Below are 19,953 nucleotides of genomic sequence, written 5' to 3' on the forward strand. Positions count from 1 at the left end.
CACCTAGTGTGATCGACATCGCTGAGGGACGGTATCGGGAGGGGCCCTGTCATGGGGTGGATCGAGACGGCGGAGGGATACGCCGTCACGCTGGACGGCACCAAGGTCGTGTGCCGCAATGCCGCCGGGCGCACGCTGCGTCAGGTGCCGGGCAAGCTGCGCGACGACCCGGAAGTGGTGCGGCTGCGCCAGCTCGCGCAGTGGCTGGAGCGGCACGAGCGGGAGTGCCTGGCGCAGGCCGACGCCTGGCTCGTGCGGTCGCTGCCGGTGCCGGCCGCGCTGCTGGCCCGGGTCTGGCCCGATCCGGCCTGGCAGGAGGCGCTGCGGGACCTGGTGGTGGCGCCGGTGGCCGAGGACGGCGGCCCGGACCTGACCCGCGCGGGCTTCCTGCGCGACGCGGACCCCGCGCGCGGCCTGGGTGTGGTGGACCTGGACGGGGACTCGGTGCGGCTTTCGGCGGACGCCGTGCTGATCCCGCACCCCGTGCTGCTCCAGGACCCCGCGGACCTGGACGACCTGCGGGAGTTCGCGGCGGAGCTGGACGTGACCCAGCGCGTCGGCCAGCTCTTCCGCGAGGTGTGGCGGCGCGGGGCGGACGTGCCGGCCGCGGCCGCTGCCCTGGACACGTACGCGGGCGGCCGGTTCGAGCAGTTGCGGCACGCCACCGCGCGGGCGGTGCAGCACGGCTACCGGGTGCGCGGCGGTTACGCGACCTGCCAGGTCGTCGAGGACGGTCGTCCGGTGGAGGCCGCGCTGTGGCTCGGCGACGACTATCCGGAGGCCGAGGCGGTCACCGGTGACCTGGAGTGGCGGGACGCCGGGGGCGGCCGGCTGCGGCTGGGCGAGGTGGGCCCGGTGGCCTGGTCGGAGGGGGAACGGATGGCGTCGCTGGTGTACGCGGGGCGCGTCGTGGCGGAGGAAGAGGAGGGGGACCGGTGACGACCGGGACGGACGAGCGCGGCCTGCTGGAGGCCGGCGCCGTGCTGGCGCTGGGCGCCGAGGGCACGGACGGGGGCGCGCAGGCGGAGTTGCCTGCGGGCGTGGACGTGCTGGAGGCGCGCGGCTACACGCACCCGGCGATGGACGACCGGGTGGTGGTGCGGCTGGTGCCGGAGACCCTGGGCGCGGCCGAGGATCTGGCGCTGGAGTACCTGGGCTTCGCGTCCGGCGGCGGCGAGCCGGTGGGCCGGGTGCGGCGGCAGGCGCTGGGCTTCCCCGCCTGGGCGCTGGTCAACGACCCGGCGCGCGGCCGGCACGCGCTGGCGGTGGTCAAGGAGATGGAGCGGCTGGCGCGGCTGGCCGTCACCAAGCCGGGCCACGCCAAGGACGGCTTCGACGAGATCGCCACCCGGCTGGACCGGTCGGTGCCGCACTTCCTGCCCACCTACTACGAGCAGGTGGCCCGGCACTTCCTGGCCGCGGAGTCGGCGTCGTACGCGTCGGCGTTCTTCGGCAAGGCCCGCGAGGCCGAGCGGCGGCACGCCCTGCCGGTGGACGAGGACCGGCTGCGCGAGGTGTTCCTGGAGTTCGCGGCGGCGGGCGCGCTCAGCGGCAAGACGCTGCGCGAGCAGGCCCGCGGGCTGGCCGAACGGCTGGCGCCCGAGGCGGCGTTCGAGCAGTTCCGCACCCTGTGCCAGGAGCGGGCGGCGGCGGGCCTCGCGCCGTACGCGGGGATGCTGGAGGACCTGCGGCGGCTGGCGAAGGCGGCCGGTCGCGACGTGCTCGCCGAGGAGGCGGCGCTGGTGACCGCGCTGCTGCCGACCGGGGCGGTGACCAGGGCGCCTATGTCGTTCTGGAAGGCGGCCCGCCCGGCGCTGGTCGAGGCGGCCCGGCGCGAGCCCGCGGTCCGGGCGCGGCTGCTGCGCATGCTGCCGGCCGCGCGGGACGAGAAGGGCGAGTCGGACCTTATGTGGCTGGCGGTCCTGGCGGAGACGGGGGCGTTCGCGCTGCTGGCGGGCGAAGGCGGCGACGCGGGTTCGGCCGAGGGGGACGACGCCGGCGAGGAGACCGAGCGGCCGCCCACCGCCGCGGAGTGGTTCGGCATGTGGGCGACGCGGCGGCAGCACGGCTACTGGTGGCGCGGACCGGGGCGGCTCGAAGCCGAACTCGCGCTGGTGGAGCGTTTTTCGGCGCAATTGGCGCGGGAGGGCGAGCCGGTGCGGCTCGCGGCGGGCAACGGCCGGCACCACACCGACCTGGACGTGCTGGACTGCTGCCTGGCGCACAGTGTGCCGGTCGCAGAGCGGGAGCAGGGGACGACCTTCGACCTGGCGCGCTGGCTCGACGACAAGGGGCCCGGCCGCCGGGACCTGGCCGCGGTCGCCGGTGACGCCAGGTTCGCGCGGGCGCTGCGCGGGGCCGTGGAGCAGATGGCCGGCGACCAGCGCGGCCCGGAGCGTCTGCTCGTGGTGGCCGCCGATCCGGTGCTCGGGCCGGTCGTCGGGCAGTGGCTGGCCGAGCGCGCCGCCGACCTGGCCGCCGCCCGCGGACTGCCAGGGCTGGACCAGCAGTTGAGCCGGCTGGCCCGGTTCGACGACCCGGCCGTGCTGGCCACCGCCCCCGAGGCGGTGGCGGGGATCGCCGCCGTCGACGTGGCGCCGACGCTGGCCCGCACCCTGCGCGCCGGCATCCTGGACGAACTCGGCTGGCCGGCCCTGGAGGAGACCGTGGACCGGCTGACCGCGGCCCCGGCCGGGACGCAGCGGCCCAAGGCCGAGCTCCAGTTGGAGGACGCCTGGCCCGCGCTGGTCGTCGCCCGCGACACCCACGCCGTCGCCGTCGGCCCGGACGGGGTGCTGGACGAGCGCACCCTGCCCCGGCCGGCCCCGCAGACGTATTCATGGGAGCGGACCGTCATCCGGTGGAGCGACGGGCAGTGGCTGATCGCCTCCGGCCGCGGCTCGGAGCGCCGCGCCGCTTGGTCGGGCAGTCCGGCCGACACCTTTGCGCCGGCCGGCACCCTGGACGCGCCCTGGCGCGGCTCCGGCACCGTGTCCCTGCCGCTGCCCGGTGGCGGCCGGTTCTACGGCAGCCGGCCGATGCGGGCCGGCGACACCTCCTTCGGCGACCGCCGCCCGGTGGCGTCCGACGGGCTGTCGTACTGGGTGCTGCACGACGGGCGCTGGTACGAGTACGACCCGGCGACCGCCCGCCGCGGCCGGGCCGCCGTGCCCGCCTTCTTCGACGCCGCCCTGGCCGAGGGCGGCACCGGCAGCCGGCTGGTCGAGCCCGCCTCCCGGCTGCTGCCGCTCCAGCCGGGCCTGGCCGGCTCGCCGTTCGGCACCAAGGACGGCCTGCTCGGCTGGTGGGTGCGGTACGACACGGCGGCGGGCACGCTGACCGCCTGCGGCACCGACGGCAGCCGCAGCCGCCCGCTGCCCGCGCCGGACGGCCCGGTCTCGGCCGGCCACGTGTCCGGCCGGATGTCCGGCCCGATGCCGGTGCCGCCGCTGCGGCTGCCCGGCGCGGTGCTGCACCCGGTGGTCACCGGCGGCTGGACCGACACGGTGCGCTTCCACGACGCCGAGGGCATCGAACTCGGCCGGGTGGAGGCGGGCCTGGGCAGCAGCTTGTACGCGGGCGGCACCGCCCTCGTACCGCCGCTGTGGTACTGGCACGCGCTGCGCCCCCGCGACGAGGCGGGCTCGGCGGCGCTGCGGGCGCTGACCGACGCCGAGGCCCGGGCGCTGCTGGAGCCGCTGCCCGAGGACCGGCCCGCCGCCGAGGAGGCGGTGCGACGGGTGCTGCCGGACATCACCCACCCGCGCCTGGCCGCGGGCGTGGCGGCCCTGGTGCTGGAGGCGGCGCGGACGGTCCGGCGGATCGCCGGCCTGGTCCGTACCGCCGCCGCCCGGCCGCGCCCGGCCGTCCGGCAGGTCACCCACGCCAAGGACGGCATGCTCAACACCGCGCTGGCCGGGCTGGTCTCGCGGAACCGTTACTACCTGCGCTGGGTCTCGCGGGGCGACGCCGCCACCACGGTGATGGACGGCGTGCGGACCGTGCACCGGCTGGTCGCCGGCACCATCGGCGAGGACGAGCCGAACGGGCCGGCCGTCGGCGGCCGGGGCACTCCCGGACGGCGGTCCGGCACGGACCTGACGTGGCTGTCCCTGCTCGGCCCCGGCTTGGCGGCGGTGGCCGCCCGTGCGGCAATGGAGGGCACCCCCGAGGAGGAGCGGCAGGCGCTGCTGGAGTTCCTGGACGCCGTGCTCGACGGGCCGGCACCGCTGACCGAGCCGGGCGGCCGACTGCGGACGCTGCGGCTGACCGAGCCCGCGGCGACGATCCGCGGCAACCGGGTCGGCGAGGTGCACCGCACCGGCGAACGCACTCTGCTGATCGTCGCCGAGGACCACGACTACGACGGCAAGCAGCACTGGCGGGCGGTGGAGTACGCACCGGACGCCCGGTTCGGCCCCTGGTCCGGCTTCACGCTCTCCGAGGAGGAGACCCCGGGCGGCGGAAAGGACCCGGTACCGGCGCCGGCCCTGCGCCGGCTGGCCGAACTGGTCCGCGAGCGCGGCCCCGTACCGTACCGGGCGGCGACGACCGAGCGCTTCGCTCAGCTCACCGGGCTGGACGCGGCGACGGCCGCAGTGCTGCTGCTCGGCCTGCCGCGGCTGGACGCGTACGGCCGCGACGGCACTCCGGTCCCTGAGGCGCTGGCGCTGGCCGGGCTGCGGCCCACCCGCGCCGCCACCGCCCGCGACACCCTGCGCCACCTCGACCTGCCGGAGCGGCAGCGGCTGCTGGCCGCCCTGGTGCCGGCCGACCCGGCGGATGTGGCGCGGCTGTGGGAGGACGGTTTCGACGCCGACGCCCTTGCCGCGCGGTGGATCGCCGTCGAGGGCGTGCGCCGGGCCGTCCCCATCGAGCTGATGGAGCAGGCGAACCGGGAGACCCACCTCACCGGCTTCCTGAGCACCGCGCTCAACCCCGAGCACAACAGGGAGCTGACCGGCCGCACCCGGCAGCGCTTCACCGACGGCGCACTGATCGCCGACGACCCCAGTGCGCTGCTGACCGCCGAGCCGCTCGTGCAGTACGCGGCGGCGCTGCGCTGGCTGGCGTACCGGCTGCCGTACGGCGACCCGCTGCGCGCGGTGCTGCCCGACACCTTGCGGGCGCTGCGGCTGCGGCTGGCCGACGAGGGCCTGCTGATCGACCCGGGCGTGGACTGGACGGCGCAGGGCGAGCCCACCGCGCCGCGGATCCGGGAGGCGTACGGGCTGCCCGCCGACGGCGGCGCCCGCCCCGACGGCCAGCTGCCGGCCGGGCCCGCGCTCGTCCTGCTGCCGTCCCGGTACGGCAGGGGCGGCGAGGAGATCTGGCTGCGTCCGGCCGCGGTGCTGCCCGGGGAGTCGCCGGAGGGCGGCCCGGACCACCCGACGCTGACCCTGCTGGCCGGGCTCGGCCGGCAGAGTCACCGGCTCGACGCCCTGCGCGCGCTGATCGGCGACGACTTCGCCGCCATTGTGGCGGACGACGGGCCGGCCGGCGCCCCGCAGCACCCGGTGCGCAGTGCGCCCGACGTGGCGGCGTCCGCCGCCGAACGGCTCGGCCTGTCCGAGGACGCCGCCGCGCTCTACCTGATGCTGCTGGCACTGCCCGACCCCACCGACCGCAATGTCGCGGCCTGGACCGGCTGGAAGCCGGCCCGGCTCAAGAAGGCGCGCGCCGAACTCGCTGCGACCGACCTGGTGGTCGAGGCCAAGCGGCCCCGGGCCGGGCGGAGCCTGTTCCTGCCCGGCGGCTGGCTGGACCGCAAGGCGCCGGGCCTGCCGCTGGAGACCTGGAAGACGGCACTGTTCGGGGCCGGCGCGGTGGTCAGAGACGGGTTCCTGATACCGGACTGCCCGGTGCCGGAACTCTTCCGGCGCGCTTGGCGGCGGGTGACGGACGGGGACGCGCCCGGTTTCGAGGAGTTCGCGGCGCGCAGTACGGGACGGGGACGGCGATGAGCGGCGCGGAAACGAACGGCTCGACAGCCATCAGTGCGGATGCGAACGGCACGACGCGGGAAGGCGGGGGCCCGGTGCGGGGCGACGGGGGCGCGGTGGCGCAGGCACGGCAGATCGAGCTGCCCGAGGACCGGTACGCGGAGGAGCTGGAGTTCCTGGCGGGCTGGGACCGGGGGCCGCGGCCGCCCGGGTGGCGGCTCACCCCGCGGGCGGTGGTGGCCTTCGTGTGCGGCACCGACGGCGAGACGCTGCGGTGGGACGAGCGCCGGCTGGCGATCGGGCGGAAGTTCGTCGGCGACCGGGCGCTGGTCGAGCGGTGCGTGGTGACGCTCGCCGGTGAGCGCGGCCTGCTGCTGGTGGGCGAGCCGGGCACCGCCAAGTCGATGCTGTCCGAGCTGCTGTCGGCCGCGGTGTGCGGCACCAGCGCCCTCACCGTGCAGGGCACCGCCGGCACCACCGAGGACCAGCTGCGTTACGGCTGGAACTACGCGATGCTGCTCGCGCAGGGCCCCAGCAGCGCCGCCCTGGTCCCCTCCCCCGTGCTGACCGCCATGACGCGCGGCGCGGTGGCCCGCATCGAGGAGGTCACCCGATGCCTGCCCGAGGTGCAGGACGCGCTGGTGTCGGTGCTGTCCGAGCGGCGGATGGCGGTGCCGGAGCTGGTCCAGGCCGCGGACGGCGGCGGCACCGTGCACGCCGCCCCCGGCTTCACGGTGATCGCCACCGCCAACCTGCGCGACCGCGGGGTCTCGGAGATGTCGGCCGCCCTCAAGCGCCGCTTCAACTTCGAGACGGTCGGCCCGATCACCGACCTGGACACCGAGACCGAGCTGGTCCGCGGGCAGGCCACGGCCGCGCTGGCCAGGGTCGGGGCGGACTTCGCCGTGGACACCGCCGTACTCGAAGCCCTGGTGACGGCCTTCCGAGACCTGCGCACCGGCCACAGCGCGGAGGGCTGGGAGGTGGAGCGGCCCTCCACGGTGATGAGCACTGCCGAGGCGGTCCATGTGGCCACCGCCATGGGCCTGGGCGCGGCCTACCTGCCCGACGGCCGGGACCCGTTGCGCACCTTGCCGGGCCACCTGCTCGGCACCGTCCGCAAGGACGACCCCGCCGACCATGCGCGGCTGCTCGGCTACTGGGACGGCCCGGTCCGCCGACGTGCCGAACAGGGCTCGCCGCTGTGGCGCACGCTGTGGGAGCTGCGCGATGCGCTGGGATGACGAGGGTTCGGCCGGGCGGCCGGCTGTGACCGAGGCGCAGGCGGCGCAGGCAGCGGACGACGAGGCAGGGGAAGCGGCGGGGGCGGCCGTCGAGGAGCTGGCGGGGAGCCGGGCGCCGTATCTGATCGGGATACGGCACCACTCCCCCGTGCTGGCCGCCGCCATGCCGGAACTACTGGCCGCGGCCGCGCCCGAGGTGCTCTTCGTGGAGCTGCCCGGGGAGTTCGGACCCTGGCTGCCGCACCTGGCCGACCCCGGCACGTGCCCCCCGGTCGCGCTGGCCGGGCACGGTCCGCGCGGGCTGGTGTTCCTGCCGTTCGCCGAGTTCTCCCCCGAACTCGTCGCCCTGCGCTGGGCCCGGGCCGCCGGTGTGCCCGTCGTCCCCTTCGACCTCCCCCTGGGCGCGCCGCCCGCCCCCATGTCACCGCCCGAGGGCGCGCCGCCGGAGGGGGGCGGCGCGTCCCCGGGCGGCTCAGGGGAAGAGGGTTCCGCGGTCGACGGGTCGTCGGGGGACGGCTCCGCTGCGGGTGGCTTCTCGGCGGGCGACCCTTCAGGCGGCGACTTCTCGGGGAGTGATTTTTCGGGGGACGGTGAAAGCGGCGGCTCCCCCGCCAGGCCGGTCGGCGGTTCGCTGGCCGGTGCCCTGCGCCGCCGGGCGGGCGAGGACCTGTGGGATCGGCTGGTCGAGACGGCGGCGCCCGGCGGCACCGCGGAGTCGCTGCGCCGGGCCGCCCTCCTCGTCGGCTGGGCGCTGCGGCACGACGCCCGCGGCACGCGCCGGCTGGACCCGCACGACCTGCGCCGCGAGGCCCATATGCGGAGCCTCCTGGCCCGGTACGGTGCGGGCCGCCGCGTCGCCGCCGTGGTGGGCGCTTTCCACGCGCCCGCGCTGCTCCCGGGCCCGGCGTCGTACGACAAGCCCGGGAACACCTCGCCGAGCCCGGACCGGGTGCAGCTACACCTGGCCGCCGGGCGGACCGCGGATGCGGGCGGTGCGATCGTCGTACCGGTCGACCTCCGCCCGACGGAAAGGGCGCCGCAGGGCGGTCCCTACAAGGCGGCGCGGGAGGACGCGGCGGAGACCGTAACGACGTCCCTGGTGCCGTACGCGTACGGGCTGCTGGACGAGCGGTCCGGGTACCCGGCCGGGATCAAAGACCCCGAGTGGCAGCACGGGGTGGTGGCGGCCGGCGCCGCGCCGGACGGGCTGGACGAGCTGCTGGTACGGACGGCCGTACGGGTGTGTGCCGAGGTACGGGCCGCGGGTCACCCGTCCGGGCCGCCGGACGCGCGGGAGATCGTGCGGCACGCGCGGGACCTGGCGACCTTGCGGGGCTACCCGGCGGCGGGCCGCAAGGAGCTGGCCGAGGCGGTCGAGACCGTGCTGACGCAGGGCCAGTTGCTGGGCCGGGGCCGCGTGGTGGCGCAGGCGCTGGAATCCGTACTCGTCGGCGGCCGGCGGGGACGGCTCGCCCCGGGAACACCGCGATCCGGTCTCGCTCCGTCGGTGGAGGGGCTGCTGGCCGAGCTGGACCTGCCGGACCCGGCGCGGCCCGAGCGCAGGGAGCTGCGGCTGGACCCGTACCGTTCGCCGCTGGACCGCCGCCGGGAGATCGCGCTGCGGCGGCTGGACGTGTGCGGGGTGCCGTACGGGCAGCCGGCGAGTACGCAGGGCGCCGGCGGCACCGCGGGCATCGGCGTCCGGTGGGCGCTGGAGTGGACCCCGTCGACCGCGGCGATGCTGGACGTGGTCGCGGTGTACGGCCCGGAACTCGGCCAGGCCGCCGAGGGGTTGCTGCGCGGGCGGGCGCTGGCCGAGCGGCGCGAAGGGGGTCCGACCGCGGCGCAGATCCTGGCCGGGCTGCAGCAGGCGGCGCAGTGCGCGCTGCCGGACCTCGCGGCCGACCGGCTCGCCGAGGCCGCCGCGGTGCTCCCGGCCGTGGGCACCCTGCCGGAGCTGCTGGCGGGGGTGACACTGCTGGACCGGCTCGGCTCCGGCCTGGTCCCGGGGCTCCCCGAGGGCTGGCAGGCCGAGGCCGTCGCCGCCGCTTCGGCCGAGCTGACCGCCGCCGGGGTCCGCGCGCTGGACGGCCTCGCCGGCTCCGAGGACCCGGCCGACGCAATGGCGCTGGCCGACCTCGCCGCGCGGGGCACGCCCGGGCTGCGTATGGCGGACGCGCTGGCCCGGCTCGCCGACACCGGTACGCCGCTGATCCGGGGCGCCGCCGGCGCGGCCCGCGTCCTGCTCGCGCACGCCGAGCCGCGTGCCTTCGGGACCGTACTGGCGGCGCGTACGGACGGCGCCACGACCCCGGAGCTGCGCGCCGACCTGGCCGCCTTCCTCACCGGGGCGCTCACCGCGGCCGGGCCGCTCCTGGAGGCGGGCGAACTCCTCGCGCCCATGGTGACCAGAATCGAGTCGCTGCCCGACCGCGCCTTCCTGGACCGGCTTCCGGCGCTGCGTCACGGTTTCGACGCGCTCTCACCGGCCGCCCGGTCCCGGCTGCTGGCGTCCGTACGCGCCGAGGACGCGCGGACCGCCGTCGCCGCCCCGGATCCGGCCGTGCTGGCCCGGCACACCGCGGCCGACCTCGCCGGGCGCGAGGCGCTTGCGGGGCGCGGGCTGCTGGCCGTACTCGATGCGGCGGCGCAGGACGCTGCGGGGGCGCCGAATCCGGGAGGGCAAGGGGAGGCGCGGAAGGGGTCGGACGAGCCCATGGCGATCGCGGCGGACGTGCGGTGGCAATTGCTGCTGGGCCGGCTCGACCCGGCCGCTTCGCCGCGGGCGCTGCGGATCGGGGCGGCGCTGGACGAGCTGTACGGGTCCGGGCGCGGGGAGGGCTCGGGCGAAGGCGGCGGCGTGGGCGGCCGGCGGGGCGGGGACGGGCCGTCGTACCCCGATGTGCGGAGCTGGTCGGAGGAGTTGACGGCGCTGTTCGGCGAGGGGGTGCGCGAGGAGGTGCTCGCCTCGGCCGCGATGGCGGGGCGCCTGGACGCGGCGCTTGAGCTGGATCCGGCAGCGGCCCGGCCGTCGGTGGAGCTGCTGCGTACGGTGCTGTCGTACGCGGGCGGCCTGCCGGAGGGCCAACTGGCAAAACTGCGCCCGTTGGTGGCCCGGATCGTGGAGGAGCTGACCCGGGCGCTGGCCAATCGGCTGCGTCCGGCGCTCGCGGGCCTCGCGCATCCGCGCCCGTCCCGGCGCCCGGGCGGACCGCTGGACCTGGCCCGTACGGTGCGGGCGAACCTGGCGACCGCCCGCCGCGACCCGGCCGACGGATCACTCACGGTGCTGCCCGAACGGCCGGTGTTCCGGACCCGGGCCCGCAAGGCCGCGGACTGGCGCATCGTGCTGGTGGTGGACGTGTCGGGGTCCATGGAGGCGTCCACCATCTGGTCGGCGGTGACGGCCTCGGTGCTGGCCGGGGTGCCCGCGCTGTCCACCCACTTCGTGGCCTTCTCCACCGAAGTGCTGGACCTCACGGACCATGTCGACGACCCGCTCGGCCTCCTGCTCGAGGTCCGGGTCGGCGGCGGCACCCGGATAGCGGCCGGCCTGCGCCACGCCCGCAGCCTTGTCACGGTGCCGTCGCGCACCCTGGTGGTGCTGATCAGCGACTTCGAGGAGGGCGGCCCGGTCGGCCCCCTCCTGTCCGAGGTCCGCGCCCTGGCCGACGCCGGCTGCCACCTGCTGGGCTGCGCCTCCTTGGACGACGCCGGCCGGCCCCGCTACTCCGCGGGGATCGCCTCCCAGGTCGTCGCCGCGGGGATGCCGGTGGCCGCGCTCAGTCCGCTGGAGCTGGCGCGATGGGTGGGGGAAAGGGTGGCGGGGCGGGCGGGGTGAGCTGCCGGTCCGCGGGACGGCTTCGGCCGCGTGCTGGCTGCTGCCATGCTGCCTGCTGCCTGCTGCCTGCCGGGAATCCTGCTCAGAGTCGGCGTTCGCGGCTGAGCTCGTCCTCGACGGGCGGTTTCGGCACCTCGCGCAGGTACTGGGACAGGTGCGGCTTGCCGCCCTCGCGGGCCTGCTCGGCTCGTTGCGCTTCGCTCAGCCCCAGGTCGGAGGCGGGGTCGAGGCGTACCGAGTGCGCGATCTCGGCCCGGTTGCGGTACTGCTCCGGCGGGATGCCGCGCAGTGCCGCCACCACGTCCCCGGGCGCCCCCGCCGCCATGGCCGCCTCCACCAACTCCCGCCTGCCCGCCGGGAAGTCAACGTCCCGCACCGCGTGCAGCACCTGCGCCACGTCGGTCCTGAGCATGCTCATCGCCTCCTGGGTCCTCGGGGGTCTCTGCGATCCTTTCCGGCTTTCACGGCGGGTTTCCGGGATGCCCTGGGCCGAAACCGTTCGGAACGGATATTCCAGCCGGTCGGCCCGTGGCCGCAAAACCGCAGGTCAAGTGGATTGTCAGTGGGGCGTGGTTCGATGGTCGGCAGGTGAGGAAGCCGGGGGTGAGGCCCCGGGGGGAAGGGCCCTGCGCGGGCTGAGGCCGATGTGTGCGCGGGCAAGGGGAAGGACACGGGGAGGTACGGGGCGATGGGGGTGCGGGTGCCGCCGGTGGAGGCGGCGGTCGCGGCCGGGGCGGTGGAATTGCTGCCCGCACGGCTGCGGAAGAGGCTCGAGGGGGTGGTGGACAAGGCCCGGAGTTGGGCGGTGTCCGAGGGGGACGAGGGGTCCGTACGGGTCGCGGTGGACGACGAGACCGCGGTGCTGCTCCGGCCGGGCCCCGGCGGGACGGTCACGGACGGGGAGGCGGTGACCTGCTCGTGCCTGCTGGCACCCGCCTGCCTGCACCGGGCGGCCGTGCTGAGCATCGCCCCGCTGGCCGAGGCGACGCCGGGGCCGGAGCAGGCAGCGGTGGAAGCCCGTACCGAGGGGGAGGCCGAGGACCGGCTCGCGGAGGGCGACCCGTCGGCCGCGGAACAGGTGCCGGCGGCTCAGCGCGGAGCGGCTGCGGCGCTGTGGGACGCGGGGGTTGCGGCGCTGTGCGCGGGGGCGGCCGCGGCGTCCCTCGCCCGGGCCGCACTGCTGCACGCCGCGCACGCCGCCCGTCTGGCGGGCCTGCACCGGCCGGCGGCCAGCGCCGTACGGGTGGCCCGGCGGCTGGCGGAGGCGCGGGAGGGGGACAGCGCCTTCCGGCTGGGCGAGTTGACGCAGGACCTGGCGGCCCTGCTGGACGAGGCGCGGACGGTACGGGAGGCGGAGGACGCGGCGGCGGCCCGGGAGGCGGTGGGCACGGCCCGCAGGACGTACGAGCAGGCCGGATCGCTGCGGCTGTACGGCCTGTTCACCGAGCCGGTGGTCACGGCCTCCGGGTACGCCGGCGCGACCGCCTACGCGGTCACCGGGGAGGGCGCGATACGGAGCGTCTCGGTGGTCCAGCCGGGCGGCCCGGAGCGGGTGGCACCCTCGGCGGGGGCTCGGGTGCCGGGCGGGGCGGCGCTGAGCCTGCGTCAACTCGGCCGGGGCGGCGGGCTGATCGTGACCGGGACCACTCTGACCGGGGACGGCAGGGTCGGCGGCGGCGCCTCGGTGCGGTCGGTGGCCGCCACGGGCGCGGGGTGGGAGCAGGCCCCGCTCGACGGGTTGTGGGCGCGTCCGGTCGCGGCGCAGGTCAGGGCGGCGCTGGCCTGGCAGGCCGAGCCCGTGGACGACCGCCCGGCCGGGGGTGACCTGCTGTTCCTCACCGGCACGGTCACCTCCCTGGGCGGCCTGCCCGCGCTCGCCGTCCACCCCGGTCCCGGCTCCGCCGTCGAGGACGTCCTCGGCCCGGTGGTGATCCTGCACTCCCCGGACGAGCGGCCCGAGTTGCCCTACACCGCGAACCTGCGGGCACTGGCCGGCCGGCGAGGCGCGACGATACGGCTGATCGCCCGCCTGGTGCCCGACCGCCCGGCCGGTGTGGCCGCACTGGCGCTGTGCCCTGCGGGCGGCGAACCGGTGGACCTCGGCCTGGAACGCCTGATACCCGGGCGCCTCGGCGGCGGTGCAGACGGGCCGCGTGCAGTGGCCGGCCGGCCGCTGGCGCTGCCCCCGGTGGAGTGGGACCTGCTGAGCCGTACGGTGGCGCGCACCGCGCTGGGCGGCCGAGCCGTCGCCGCGGCGGCGGCCGACCCCGGACTCCCCCGGCGCCTGCGAGCGGCCGGCCTCCCCACCGCCGCGGCCTGCGCCGACGCCCTCACCACCGCCACCCGCGCCCGCCACGCCGACGCTCTCGGCACCATGCTCCCGGCCGACCCGGACGCCTTCGCCCTCGCCTGGCTGACCGCGGCGGTGTACGTGGGAGCCACCGCACGGGAGTTCACGGCCGAGGCGTGGGAGGCGGCGGACTGACCGGGTCCGCGGCGGTTACCGAAGGGCGCGAGCCTCGGCTCGTCCGGGTCGGGCCACGACCGGCCCTGGTCAGATCGGTTCGTGGCGGTCCAGCCCCGCCCGGGTTCACGTCCCACGCGTGGACGGCAACCGGCGGACAGTGCTCCGGCGTCGATCACTGAGGACGCAGGTCCTGGAGGTGCAAGGTGGTCCAGGACCGAACCCGGCCTGGATGCGGAGCCGTTCCGGTCCGGGGCGGCGCGGTGGCGGGTCGTGCGTCGTGGGGTGCCGGGATGTCGGGTGCCGCGGCTTCGGCTCGGATCGGGTCGGTGAGGGGGCTGTGTGGGGCGGGACGGGAAGGACGGAGGGGGACGCGTGCGAGGGTTCACCTGGCTCGTAGGGATGCGGGCACGGCTGCGGGGGACGGTGCTCCGTGGCCGAGCGGGGCAACCGGAACCGGCGGAGTTGGTGGTGGCGGAAGGGACGGGGACCCCGGCCAGGAAATCGCCCTGGGCCCGGAGGGCATCGCGGCTGCGGCCGAGGCTGCCGCGGACGGTGCGGGGGTGGCGGCGGTTGGTGCGGTGGGCGGTGGTGGTGTGCGTGGTGGCGTTGCTGCCCGCGATGTGGTTGCAGGTGAGCGGGGGTGGGCGGTTGCGGTCGGAGGCGGATGTGCCGAGCGAGCCGGTGGCCGTGGTGTTCGGCGCGGGGTTGTGGGACGGGCGGCCGTCGCCGTATCTGGCGCACCGGCTGGACGCGGCGGCACGGCTCTACGCGGCGGGAAAGGTGAAGGTGGTACTGGTCACGGGCGACAACAGCAAGACGTCGTACAACGAGCCGGGGGCGATGCGGACGTACCTGACGGCTCACGGGGTGCCCGCCGGAAAGGTGGTGCTGGACTACGCCGGGTTCGACACCTGGGACTCGTGCGACCGGGCCCGGCGGATCTTCGGGGTGGACCGGGCGGTGCTGATCAGCCAGGGGTTCCACATACGCAGGGCGCTGGCGTTGTGCGAGGCGGCGGGGATCGACGCGTACGGGGTGGGGGTGGACGAGCCGCATGACCTGACCTGGTACGCGGGCGGGCTGCGGGAAGTGCTCGCCGCGGACAAGGCGGCGCTGGACGTGGTGGTCAAGCCGAATCCCACATTCCTCGGGCCGCGCGAGAACGGGGTGACCCGCGCCCTGGCTTCCCCTGCCGCCGCCCCTGCCCGGGCCGGAGGCCCGAGCTCCGGCTCCGGCGGGTGACGGCGGGCGGGCCCCGCCCGTCACGCCACCGCCCCTCACACCACCGCCCCCTCCTCGATGAGCCCCTCGTGCCCGCCGCGTAATCGGCGCGGGAGCCCGGGGAAACACAGGTCACCCAGGGTGGGGGCATGACGACAGCGGTGGGCGACGTGGCGGCGACGGACGTGGACACGCACTGCCCGTACTGCGCGTTGCAGTGCGGGATGACGCTGCGGGTGGGGAGCGGGGCGCTGCCGGAGGTGGTCGAGCGGGCCTTTCCGGTGAACCGGGGCGCGCTGTGCGGGAAGGGGCGGACGTCGGCGGAGGTGCTGTCGGGGGCGGTGCGGCTGAGCGAGCCGCTGGTGCGGGACGCGGACGGACAGCTGCGGGCCGCGTCGTGGCAGGAGGCGCTGGACCGGGTGGCCGAGGGCCTGCTGCGGGCCCGGGCCCGGCACGGGCGGGACGCGGTGGCGGTGTTCGGCGGCGGCGGGCTGACGAACGAGAAGGCGTACGCGCTGGGCAAGTTCGCCCGGGTGGCGCTGCGGACCTCGCAGATCGACTACAACGGCCGGTTCTGCATGTCGTCGGCGGCGATGGCGCAGAACAGGGCGTTCGGGCTGGACCGGGGGCTGCCGTTCCCGCTGGCGGACGTGGCGCGGACCGGGTGCGTGATCCTGGTCGGCTCGAACCTGGCCGACACCATGCCGCCGGCGCTGCGCTGGCTGACCGAGCTGAAGGAGAACGGCGGCACCCTGATCGTGGTGGACCCGCGCCGGACCCGGACCGCCGAGCAGGCCGACCTGCACCTCCAGCCGCGCCCGGGCACGGACCTGGCGCTGGCGCTCGGCCTGCTGCACCTGGTGGTGACCGAGGGGCGGCTGGACGAGGAGTTCATCGCGTCGCGCACCAGCGGCTGGGAGGAAACGCTGCCCGGGGTGATGGCGCACTGGCCGGAACTGGTGGAGCGGATCACGGGGGTGCCGGTGCCGCAACTGCGCCGGGCCGTGGCGATGTTCTGCGACGCCCCGGAGTCGATCGTGCTCACCGCGCGCGGCCCCGAGCAGCAGTCGAAGGGGACGGACACGGTCGGCGCGTGGATCAACCTGTGCCTGGCCACCGGCCGGGCCGGGCGGCCGCTGTCGGGCTACGGCTGCCTGACCGGGCAGGGCAACGGCCAGGGCGGGCGGGAACACGGCCAGAAGGCGGACCAGTTGCCGGGGTACCGCAAGCTGGACGACCCGGCGGCGCGGGCGTACGTGGCGGGGGTGTGGGGTGTGGACCCGCAGGACCTGCCGGGGCCGGGCCGGAGCGCGTACGAACTGCTCGACGCGCTCGGCCGGGACATCAAGGCCCTGCTGGTGATGGGCTCCAACCCGGTGGTGTCCGCGCCCCGGGCCGGGCACGTGACCGAGCGGCTTGCGGCGCTGGACTTCCTCGCGGTGTGCGACGTGGTGCTCTCCGAGACCGCCCAACTGGCCGACGTGGTCCTGCCGGTCACCCAGTGGGCCGAGGAGACCGGCACCACCACCAACCTGGAGGGCAGGGTGATCCTGCGCCGCAAGGCGATCGACCCGCCGGCCGGGGTGCGCTCCGATCTGGAGGTGATCAGCGGACTGGCCGCGCGGCTCGGCTGGGAGAACAGTTTCCCGGCCGACCCGGAGGAGGTCTTCACCGAATTGCGCCAGGCCTCGGCGGGCGGCCCCGCAGACTACTCCGGCATCACCTACGACCGGATCGCCGCGAGCGATGGCGTGTTCTGGCCGTGCCCGGCACCGGAAACGGAACCCGGATCGGATACGGCGACAGGGGCGGGCCCGGGAACGGAACCGGCGGCCGGGGCCGAGACGGCGGAGGACGGGACGCCGCGGTTGTTCCTGCAGCGGTTCGCCACGCCGGACGGCCGGGCAAGGTTCGCGCCGGTCGAGCACCGGCCGGCCGCGGAGGAGCCGTCGGCGGAGTACCCGTACTACCTGACCACCGGGCGGGTGCTGGCCCAGTACCAGTCGGGAGCGCAGACCCGGCGGGTGCGGGAGCTGAACGACGCCGCGCCCGGCCCCTTCGTCCAGCTCCACCCGCGGTTGGCGGAGAAGCTGGGCGTGGCCGACGGCGATCGGCTGGCCGTGACCAGCCGGCGGGGCCGCGCGGTGGCGCCCGCCCGGGTGTCGGCGGCGATCCGCCCGGACACGGTGTTCATGCCCTTCCACTGGCCGGGCGAGGGCCGCGCGAACACCCTCACCAACCCGGCGCTGGACCCGGCGTCCCGGATGCCGGAGTTCAAGGTGTGCGCAGTACGGGTCGAACGGGCCTGAGCAGCGGGAGCCGACACAACCCCCCAGTTGCATACGCTGCATGCATTGCATGCAAAGTCTCACCCGCACTACCCTCGCCTGTGTGCAGCAGACCGATTCCGCCCTCGCGCGCCTGCGCGCCCTGATCGTCGACGGCGCCTACGCGCCCGGCCAGCGACTGACCGAGACCGAGGTGGCCGCGTCGCTGGCGATGAGCCGCACCCCGGTACGGGAGGCGTTCCGCGCGCTGGTGGCCGACGGACTCGTACGGTCCGCCGGGCGTGGGGTACAGGTGGTGGCCCTGGACCGCGAGTCACTGCGTCATGCCTACGAGGTGCGCTCGGCGCTGGAGGCGCTCACCGCCGAACTCGCCGCGCGGCGCCAGGCCGAGGGCCGGATCGCCCCGGCCGACCTGGCCGATCTCACCCGCGAGGCCGAGCAGGCGGAAGCCGCGACGCTGGCCGGCCGGTTCGCGGCGGCGGTGGCGTACAACCGCCGGTTCCACCGCCGGATCGCGGGCCTGGCCGGCAATCCGGTGGCGCTCGAGGCGCTGGACCGGCTGTGGGACCAGATCATGGTCTCCACCCGGGCGACCCTGTCGCCGCCGCACCGGCCCGCGCAGGTCAACAGCCAGCACCGGGACCTGCTGGCCGCGATACGCGAGGGCCGGCCGGACGACGCCGCCGCGGTCGCGCGCGCACACGTACGCGACACCCTCGGGGAAGGAGACCACTGACATGCCCTCCGCCAGGCAGCACACGTACGAGACCGAGGTCGTGTGGACCGGGAACCTCGGCACGGGCACCGACTCGTACCGCTCGTACCGGCGCACCCACGAGGTCGGCGCGGACGGTCCGGCGCCCATCGCCGGCTCCTCCGACCCGCACTTCCGGGGCGACGCGGACCGCTGGAATCCCGAGCAGTTGCTGCTCGCGGCGCTGTCGCAGTGCCACATGCTGTCGTACCTGCACGCCTGCGCGGTCAACGGCGTGGTGGTGACCGCGTACACCGACCGGGCGGCCGGCACCATGACGGAGACCGGGGACGGCGGCGGCCGGTTCACCGGCGTCGTGCTGCGGCCGCGGGTCGAGGTCGCGGAGCCGTCGATGGCGGAGAAGGCCGTCGCCCTGCACGAGGACGCCCACCGGCTGTGCTTCATCGCGAGCTCGGTGAACTTCCCGGTGGGCCACGAGCCCGAGGTGACGGTCCGACCGGGCGGCCCGGTCCGCCCGGCGGAAGGCTGACGAAGGCCGCTCCCGGCACCCGGACCCGGCCCTAGAGCCGCGGCTCGGGAAGACGTACGCCTCAGGCCAGCGCCTGCCTCGCCCGCAGCCGCCGCAGCATGCGCGCGTCCTGGAAGCCCACCGCGCGGGCCGCGGATTCGTGGGTCGCGCCCTGGGTGATCAGGTGCTCGGCGCGCTCGATGCGCAACTCCTGCTGGTAGCGCAGTGGGGTCAGGCCGGTGGAGGCGGCGAAGCGGCGGGTGAGGGTGCGTTCGCTGACGCCGGTGGCCGCGGCGAGATCGGCCAGGGCGAGGCGCTCGGAGAAGCGGGCGTCGATGAGGTCCTGGGCGCGGTGGACCGCGTCACTCAGGTGCGCGCGGCGCCGCAGCATGGCGCTGGCCTGCTGCTCGTCACCATTGCGGCGGGCGTAGACCACCATCTGCCGGGCGGCGCGGGCGGCGGCGCCCGGCCCGTGCCGCACCGCGACCAGGTGGAGGGCCAGGTCGATCCCGGACGCGATGCCGGCGGAGGTGACGACCCGGCCGTCCACCACGTACAGCACGTCGCGGATCACCGTGGCCAGCGGGTAGGTGCGGGCGAGTTCGTCCTGGACGTCGTGGTGGGTGGTGCAGCGGCGGCCGTCCAGCAGGCCGGCCCGGCCGAGCGCGTCGGCGCCGGCGCAGACCGAGGCCACCGTGCCGCCGCGTTCGTGGTGGGCGCGCAGCCAGTCCAGGGTGGCGGGGGCGAGCCGGCCGTTGTCGCGCAGCGAGCGGGACCGCCAGCCGGGCACGACGACCAGGTCGTCGGCGGCCAGGCCCGGCAGCGCCGCCGACGCCCGCAGCGGCAGGCCCTGCGCGGTGGGCACGTCCTCCTGCTCGGCCACGTACTCCAGCTCGTACCCGAGCCCCTGGTCGGCGGCCGTCGAGAAGACCTGGGCCGGCCCGGCGAGGTCGAGCAGGTGCAGCCGGGGAACGAGCAGGAAGACCACCCGGGTCACGATCCGGTCAGCTCCTTGACTGTGGTGACGGTGGCGAAGCGTCCGGCCAGAGCGTAGCGGGTGCGCTCCACGATGTCGGCCGGCCACAGGGTGCGCGGGTCGGCGAGCACCTCGGCGTACGGGCGGCCGTCCGGCGCGTCCGGGTCCGGCACGGGCTCGGTGGCGGTCGCGTCCAGCACGAAGGTGACGTCGTAACCGAGGTCGGAGGCGAGCCGGGTGGTGGTCTCCACGCACTGCTCGGTCCGGATGCCGCAGGTGATCAGGGCGCGGATGCCATGTTCGGTGAGGATCTGCTGGAGGTTGGTGGTGGTGAAGGCGTTGTGCGAGGTCTTGGTGACGACCGGCTCGCCGTTTCCGACCGCCAGCGGCTCGATCAGCCGGACGTGGCCGAGCGCCGGGTCGAAGACGGTGCCGGTGCCGGCCTCTGAGTGCAGCACCCACACCACCAGGTCGCCGCGCTCGCGGGCGAAGTCGACCAGCTTCGCCACCTGAGCGGCCACCTCGGGGTCGGAGGCGTGGGCCCAGCTCTCGCGCTGCCGGAAGGACTCCTGGACGTCGATGACCAGCAGGGCGGTGGCGCCGGCCGGCGGGATCGCGGGGGTTGAGGCAGGGGACGAGGCAGGGGACGAGGCAGGGGTGGGCGCGGGAGACGGCGCTGGGGACGGCGTACGGGTCGGCTCTCCGGACGGCGTACGGGATACGGTGTCGTCGCTCATGGCCCGATCCTGGC

Annotated in this window: 12 protein-coding genes; 9 read left to right on the top strand and 3 right to left on the bottom strand. The window is 76.2% G+C overall.

Annotation, left to right across the window (positions count from 1 at the left end):
* Positions 1-51 precede the first annotated feature (51 nt).
* The 4 genes from ITX44_RS35035 to ITX44_RS35050 are packed head-to-tail and all read left to right on the top strand — an operon-like array spanning position 52 to position 11,027.
* The gene (locus ITX44_RS35035) at positions 52-939 is read left to right on the top strand and encodes a DUF4132 domain-containing protein (protein ID WP_205363052.1); all 888 of its coding nucleotides are present in this window, start codon (positions 52-54) and stop codon (positions 937-939) included.
* Positions 936-5,963 carry a hypothetical protein gene (locus ITX44_RS35040; protein ID WP_205363053.1) on the top strand — a complete coding sequence of 1,676 codons (5,028 nt, stop codon included), beginning with the start codon at positions 936-938 and terminating at the stop codon, positions 5,961-5,963. Before ITX44_RS35035 ends, ITX44_RS35040 begins: the two co-directional genes overlap by 4 nt.
* Positions 5,960-7,186 (top strand): ATP-binding protein, encoded by a 1,227-nt coding sequence (locus ITX44_RS35045; protein WP_205363054.1) that lies wholly within the window; start codon positions 5,960-5,962, stop codon positions 7,184-7,186. The genes ITX44_RS35040 and ITX44_RS35045 overlap by 4 nt, the downstream gene beginning before the upstream one ends.
* Positions 7,173-11,027 carry a DUF5682 family protein gene (locus ITX44_RS35050; protein ID WP_205363055.1) on the top strand — a complete coding sequence of 1,285 codons (3,855 nt, stop codon included), beginning with the start codon at positions 7,173-7,175 and terminating at the stop codon, positions 11,025-11,027. The genes ITX44_RS35045 and ITX44_RS35050 overlap by 14 nt, the downstream gene beginning before the upstream one ends.
* Before the next feature lie 82 nt (positions 11,028-11,109).
* On the opposite strand, the gene ITX44_RS35055 is transcribed toward ITX44_RS35050, so the two are convergent.
* Entirely contained in the window at positions 11,110-11,445 is a 336-nt protein-coding gene (locus tag ITX44_RS35055) for a DUF2795 domain-containing protein (RefSeq protein ID WP_307795633.1), read from the bottom strand.
* A gap of 270 nt (positions 11,446-11,715) precedes the next feature.
* Here ITX44_RS35055 and ITX44_RS35060 point away from each other — a divergent pair, with 270 nt between their 5' ends.
* The 5 genes from ITX44_RS35060 to ITX44_RS35080 all read left to right on the top strand — a co-directional run bounded on the left by ITX44_RS35060 (position 11,716) and on the right by ITX44_RS35080 (position 18,247).
* Positions 11,716-13,512: an amino acid adenylation domain-containing protein gene (locus ITX44_RS35060; RefSeq protein WP_205363056.1), complete on the top strand. Its 1,797-nt coding sequence runs from the start codon at positions 11,716-11,718 to the stop codon at positions 13,510-13,512.
* 381 nt (positions 13,513-13,893) lie between these two features.
* Positions 13,894-14,736 carry a SanA/YdcF family protein gene (locus tag ITX44_RS35065; RefSeq protein ID WP_205363133.1) on the top strand — a complete coding sequence of 281 codons (843 nt, stop codon included), beginning with the start codon at positions 13,894-13,896 and terminating at the stop codon, positions 14,734-14,736.
* 128 nt (positions 14,737-14,864) lie between these two features.
* A complete protein-coding gene (locus ITX44_RS35070; RefSeq protein WP_205363057.1) occupies positions 14,865-17,024 on the top strand; it encodes a molybdopterin oxidoreductase family protein in 2,160 nt (719 codons plus the stop codon).
* A gap of 82 nt (positions 17,025-17,106) precedes the next feature.
* Entirely contained in the window at positions 17,107-17,739 is a 633-nt protein-coding gene (locus tag ITX44_RS35075) for a GntR family transcriptional regulator (RefSeq protein WP_205363059.1), read from the top strand.
* Position 17,740: 1 nt separating this feature from the next.
* The gene (locus ITX44_RS35080) at positions 17,741-18,247 is read left to right on the top strand and encodes an OsmC family protein (protein ID WP_205363061.1); all 507 of its coding nucleotides are present in this window, start codon (positions 17,741-17,743) and stop codon (positions 18,245-18,247) included.
* Positions 18,248-18,308: 61 nt separating this feature from the next.
* Here ITX44_RS35080 and ITX44_RS35085 read toward each other — a convergent pair whose 3' ends face one another.
* Both ITX44_RS35085 and ITX44_RS35090 read right to left on the bottom strand, forming a co-directional pair.
* Positions 18,309-19,223, bottom strand: a complete 915-nt coding sequence (locus ITX44_RS35085) for a GlxA family transcriptional regulator (protein ID WP_205363063.1) — start codon at positions 19,221-19,223, stop codon at positions 18,309-18,311.
* Entirely contained in the window at positions 19,220-19,939 is a 720-nt protein-coding gene (locus tag ITX44_RS35090; protein WP_205363065.1) for an isochorismatase family protein, read from the bottom strand. Before ITX44_RS35090 ends, ITX44_RS35085 begins: the two co-directional genes overlap by 4 nt.
* Positions 19,940-19,953 lie beyond the last annotated feature (14 nt).

This window comes from Actinacidiphila acididurans, assembly GCF_016918855.1.
Classification (GTDB): Bacteria; Actinomycetota; Actinomycetes; order Streptomycetales; family Streptomycetaceae; genus Actinacidiphila; species Actinacidiphila acididurans.

What these genes read in the sequence shown, in the direction of transcription:
- ITX44_RS35035 (WP_205363052.1), top strand. Translation starts at nt 52, where the DNA reads ATGGGGTGGATCGAGACGGCGGAGGGATACGCCGTCACGCTGGACGGC.
- ITX44_RS35045 (WP_205363054.1), top strand. Translation starts at nt 5,960, where the DNA reads ATGAGCGGCGCGGAAACGAACGGCTCGACAGCCATCAGTGCGGATGCG.
- ITX44_RS35050 (WP_205363055.1), top strand. Translation starts at nt 7,173, where the DNA reads ATGCGCTGGGATGACGAGGGTTCGGCCGGGCGGCCGGCTGTGACCGAG.
- ITX44_RS35055 (WP_307795633.1), bottom strand. Translation starts at nt 11,445, where the DNA reads ATGAGCATGCTCAGGACCGACGTGGCGCAGGTGCTGCACGCGGTGCGG.
- ITX44_RS35060 (WP_205363056.1), top strand. Translation starts at nt 11,716, where the DNA reads ATGGGGGTGCGGGTGCCGCCGGTGGAGGCGGCGGTCGCGGCCGGGGCG.
- ITX44_RS35065 (WP_205363133.1), top strand. Translation starts at nt 13,894, where the DNA reads ATGCGGGCACGGCTGCGGGGGACGGTGCTCCGTGGCCGAGCGGGGCAA.
- ITX44_RS35070 (WP_205363057.1), top strand. Translation starts at nt 14,865, where the DNA reads ATGACGACAGCGGTGGGCGACGTGGCGGCGACGGACGTGGACACGCAC.
- ITX44_RS35080 (WP_205363061.1), top strand. Translation starts at nt 17,741, where the DNA reads ATGCCCTCCGCCAGGCAGCACACGTACGAGACCGAGGTCGTGTGGACC.
- ITX44_RS35090 (WP_205363065.1), bottom strand. Translation starts at nt 19,939, where the DNA reads ATGAGCGACGACACCGTATCCCGTACGCCGTCCGGAGAGCCGACCCGT.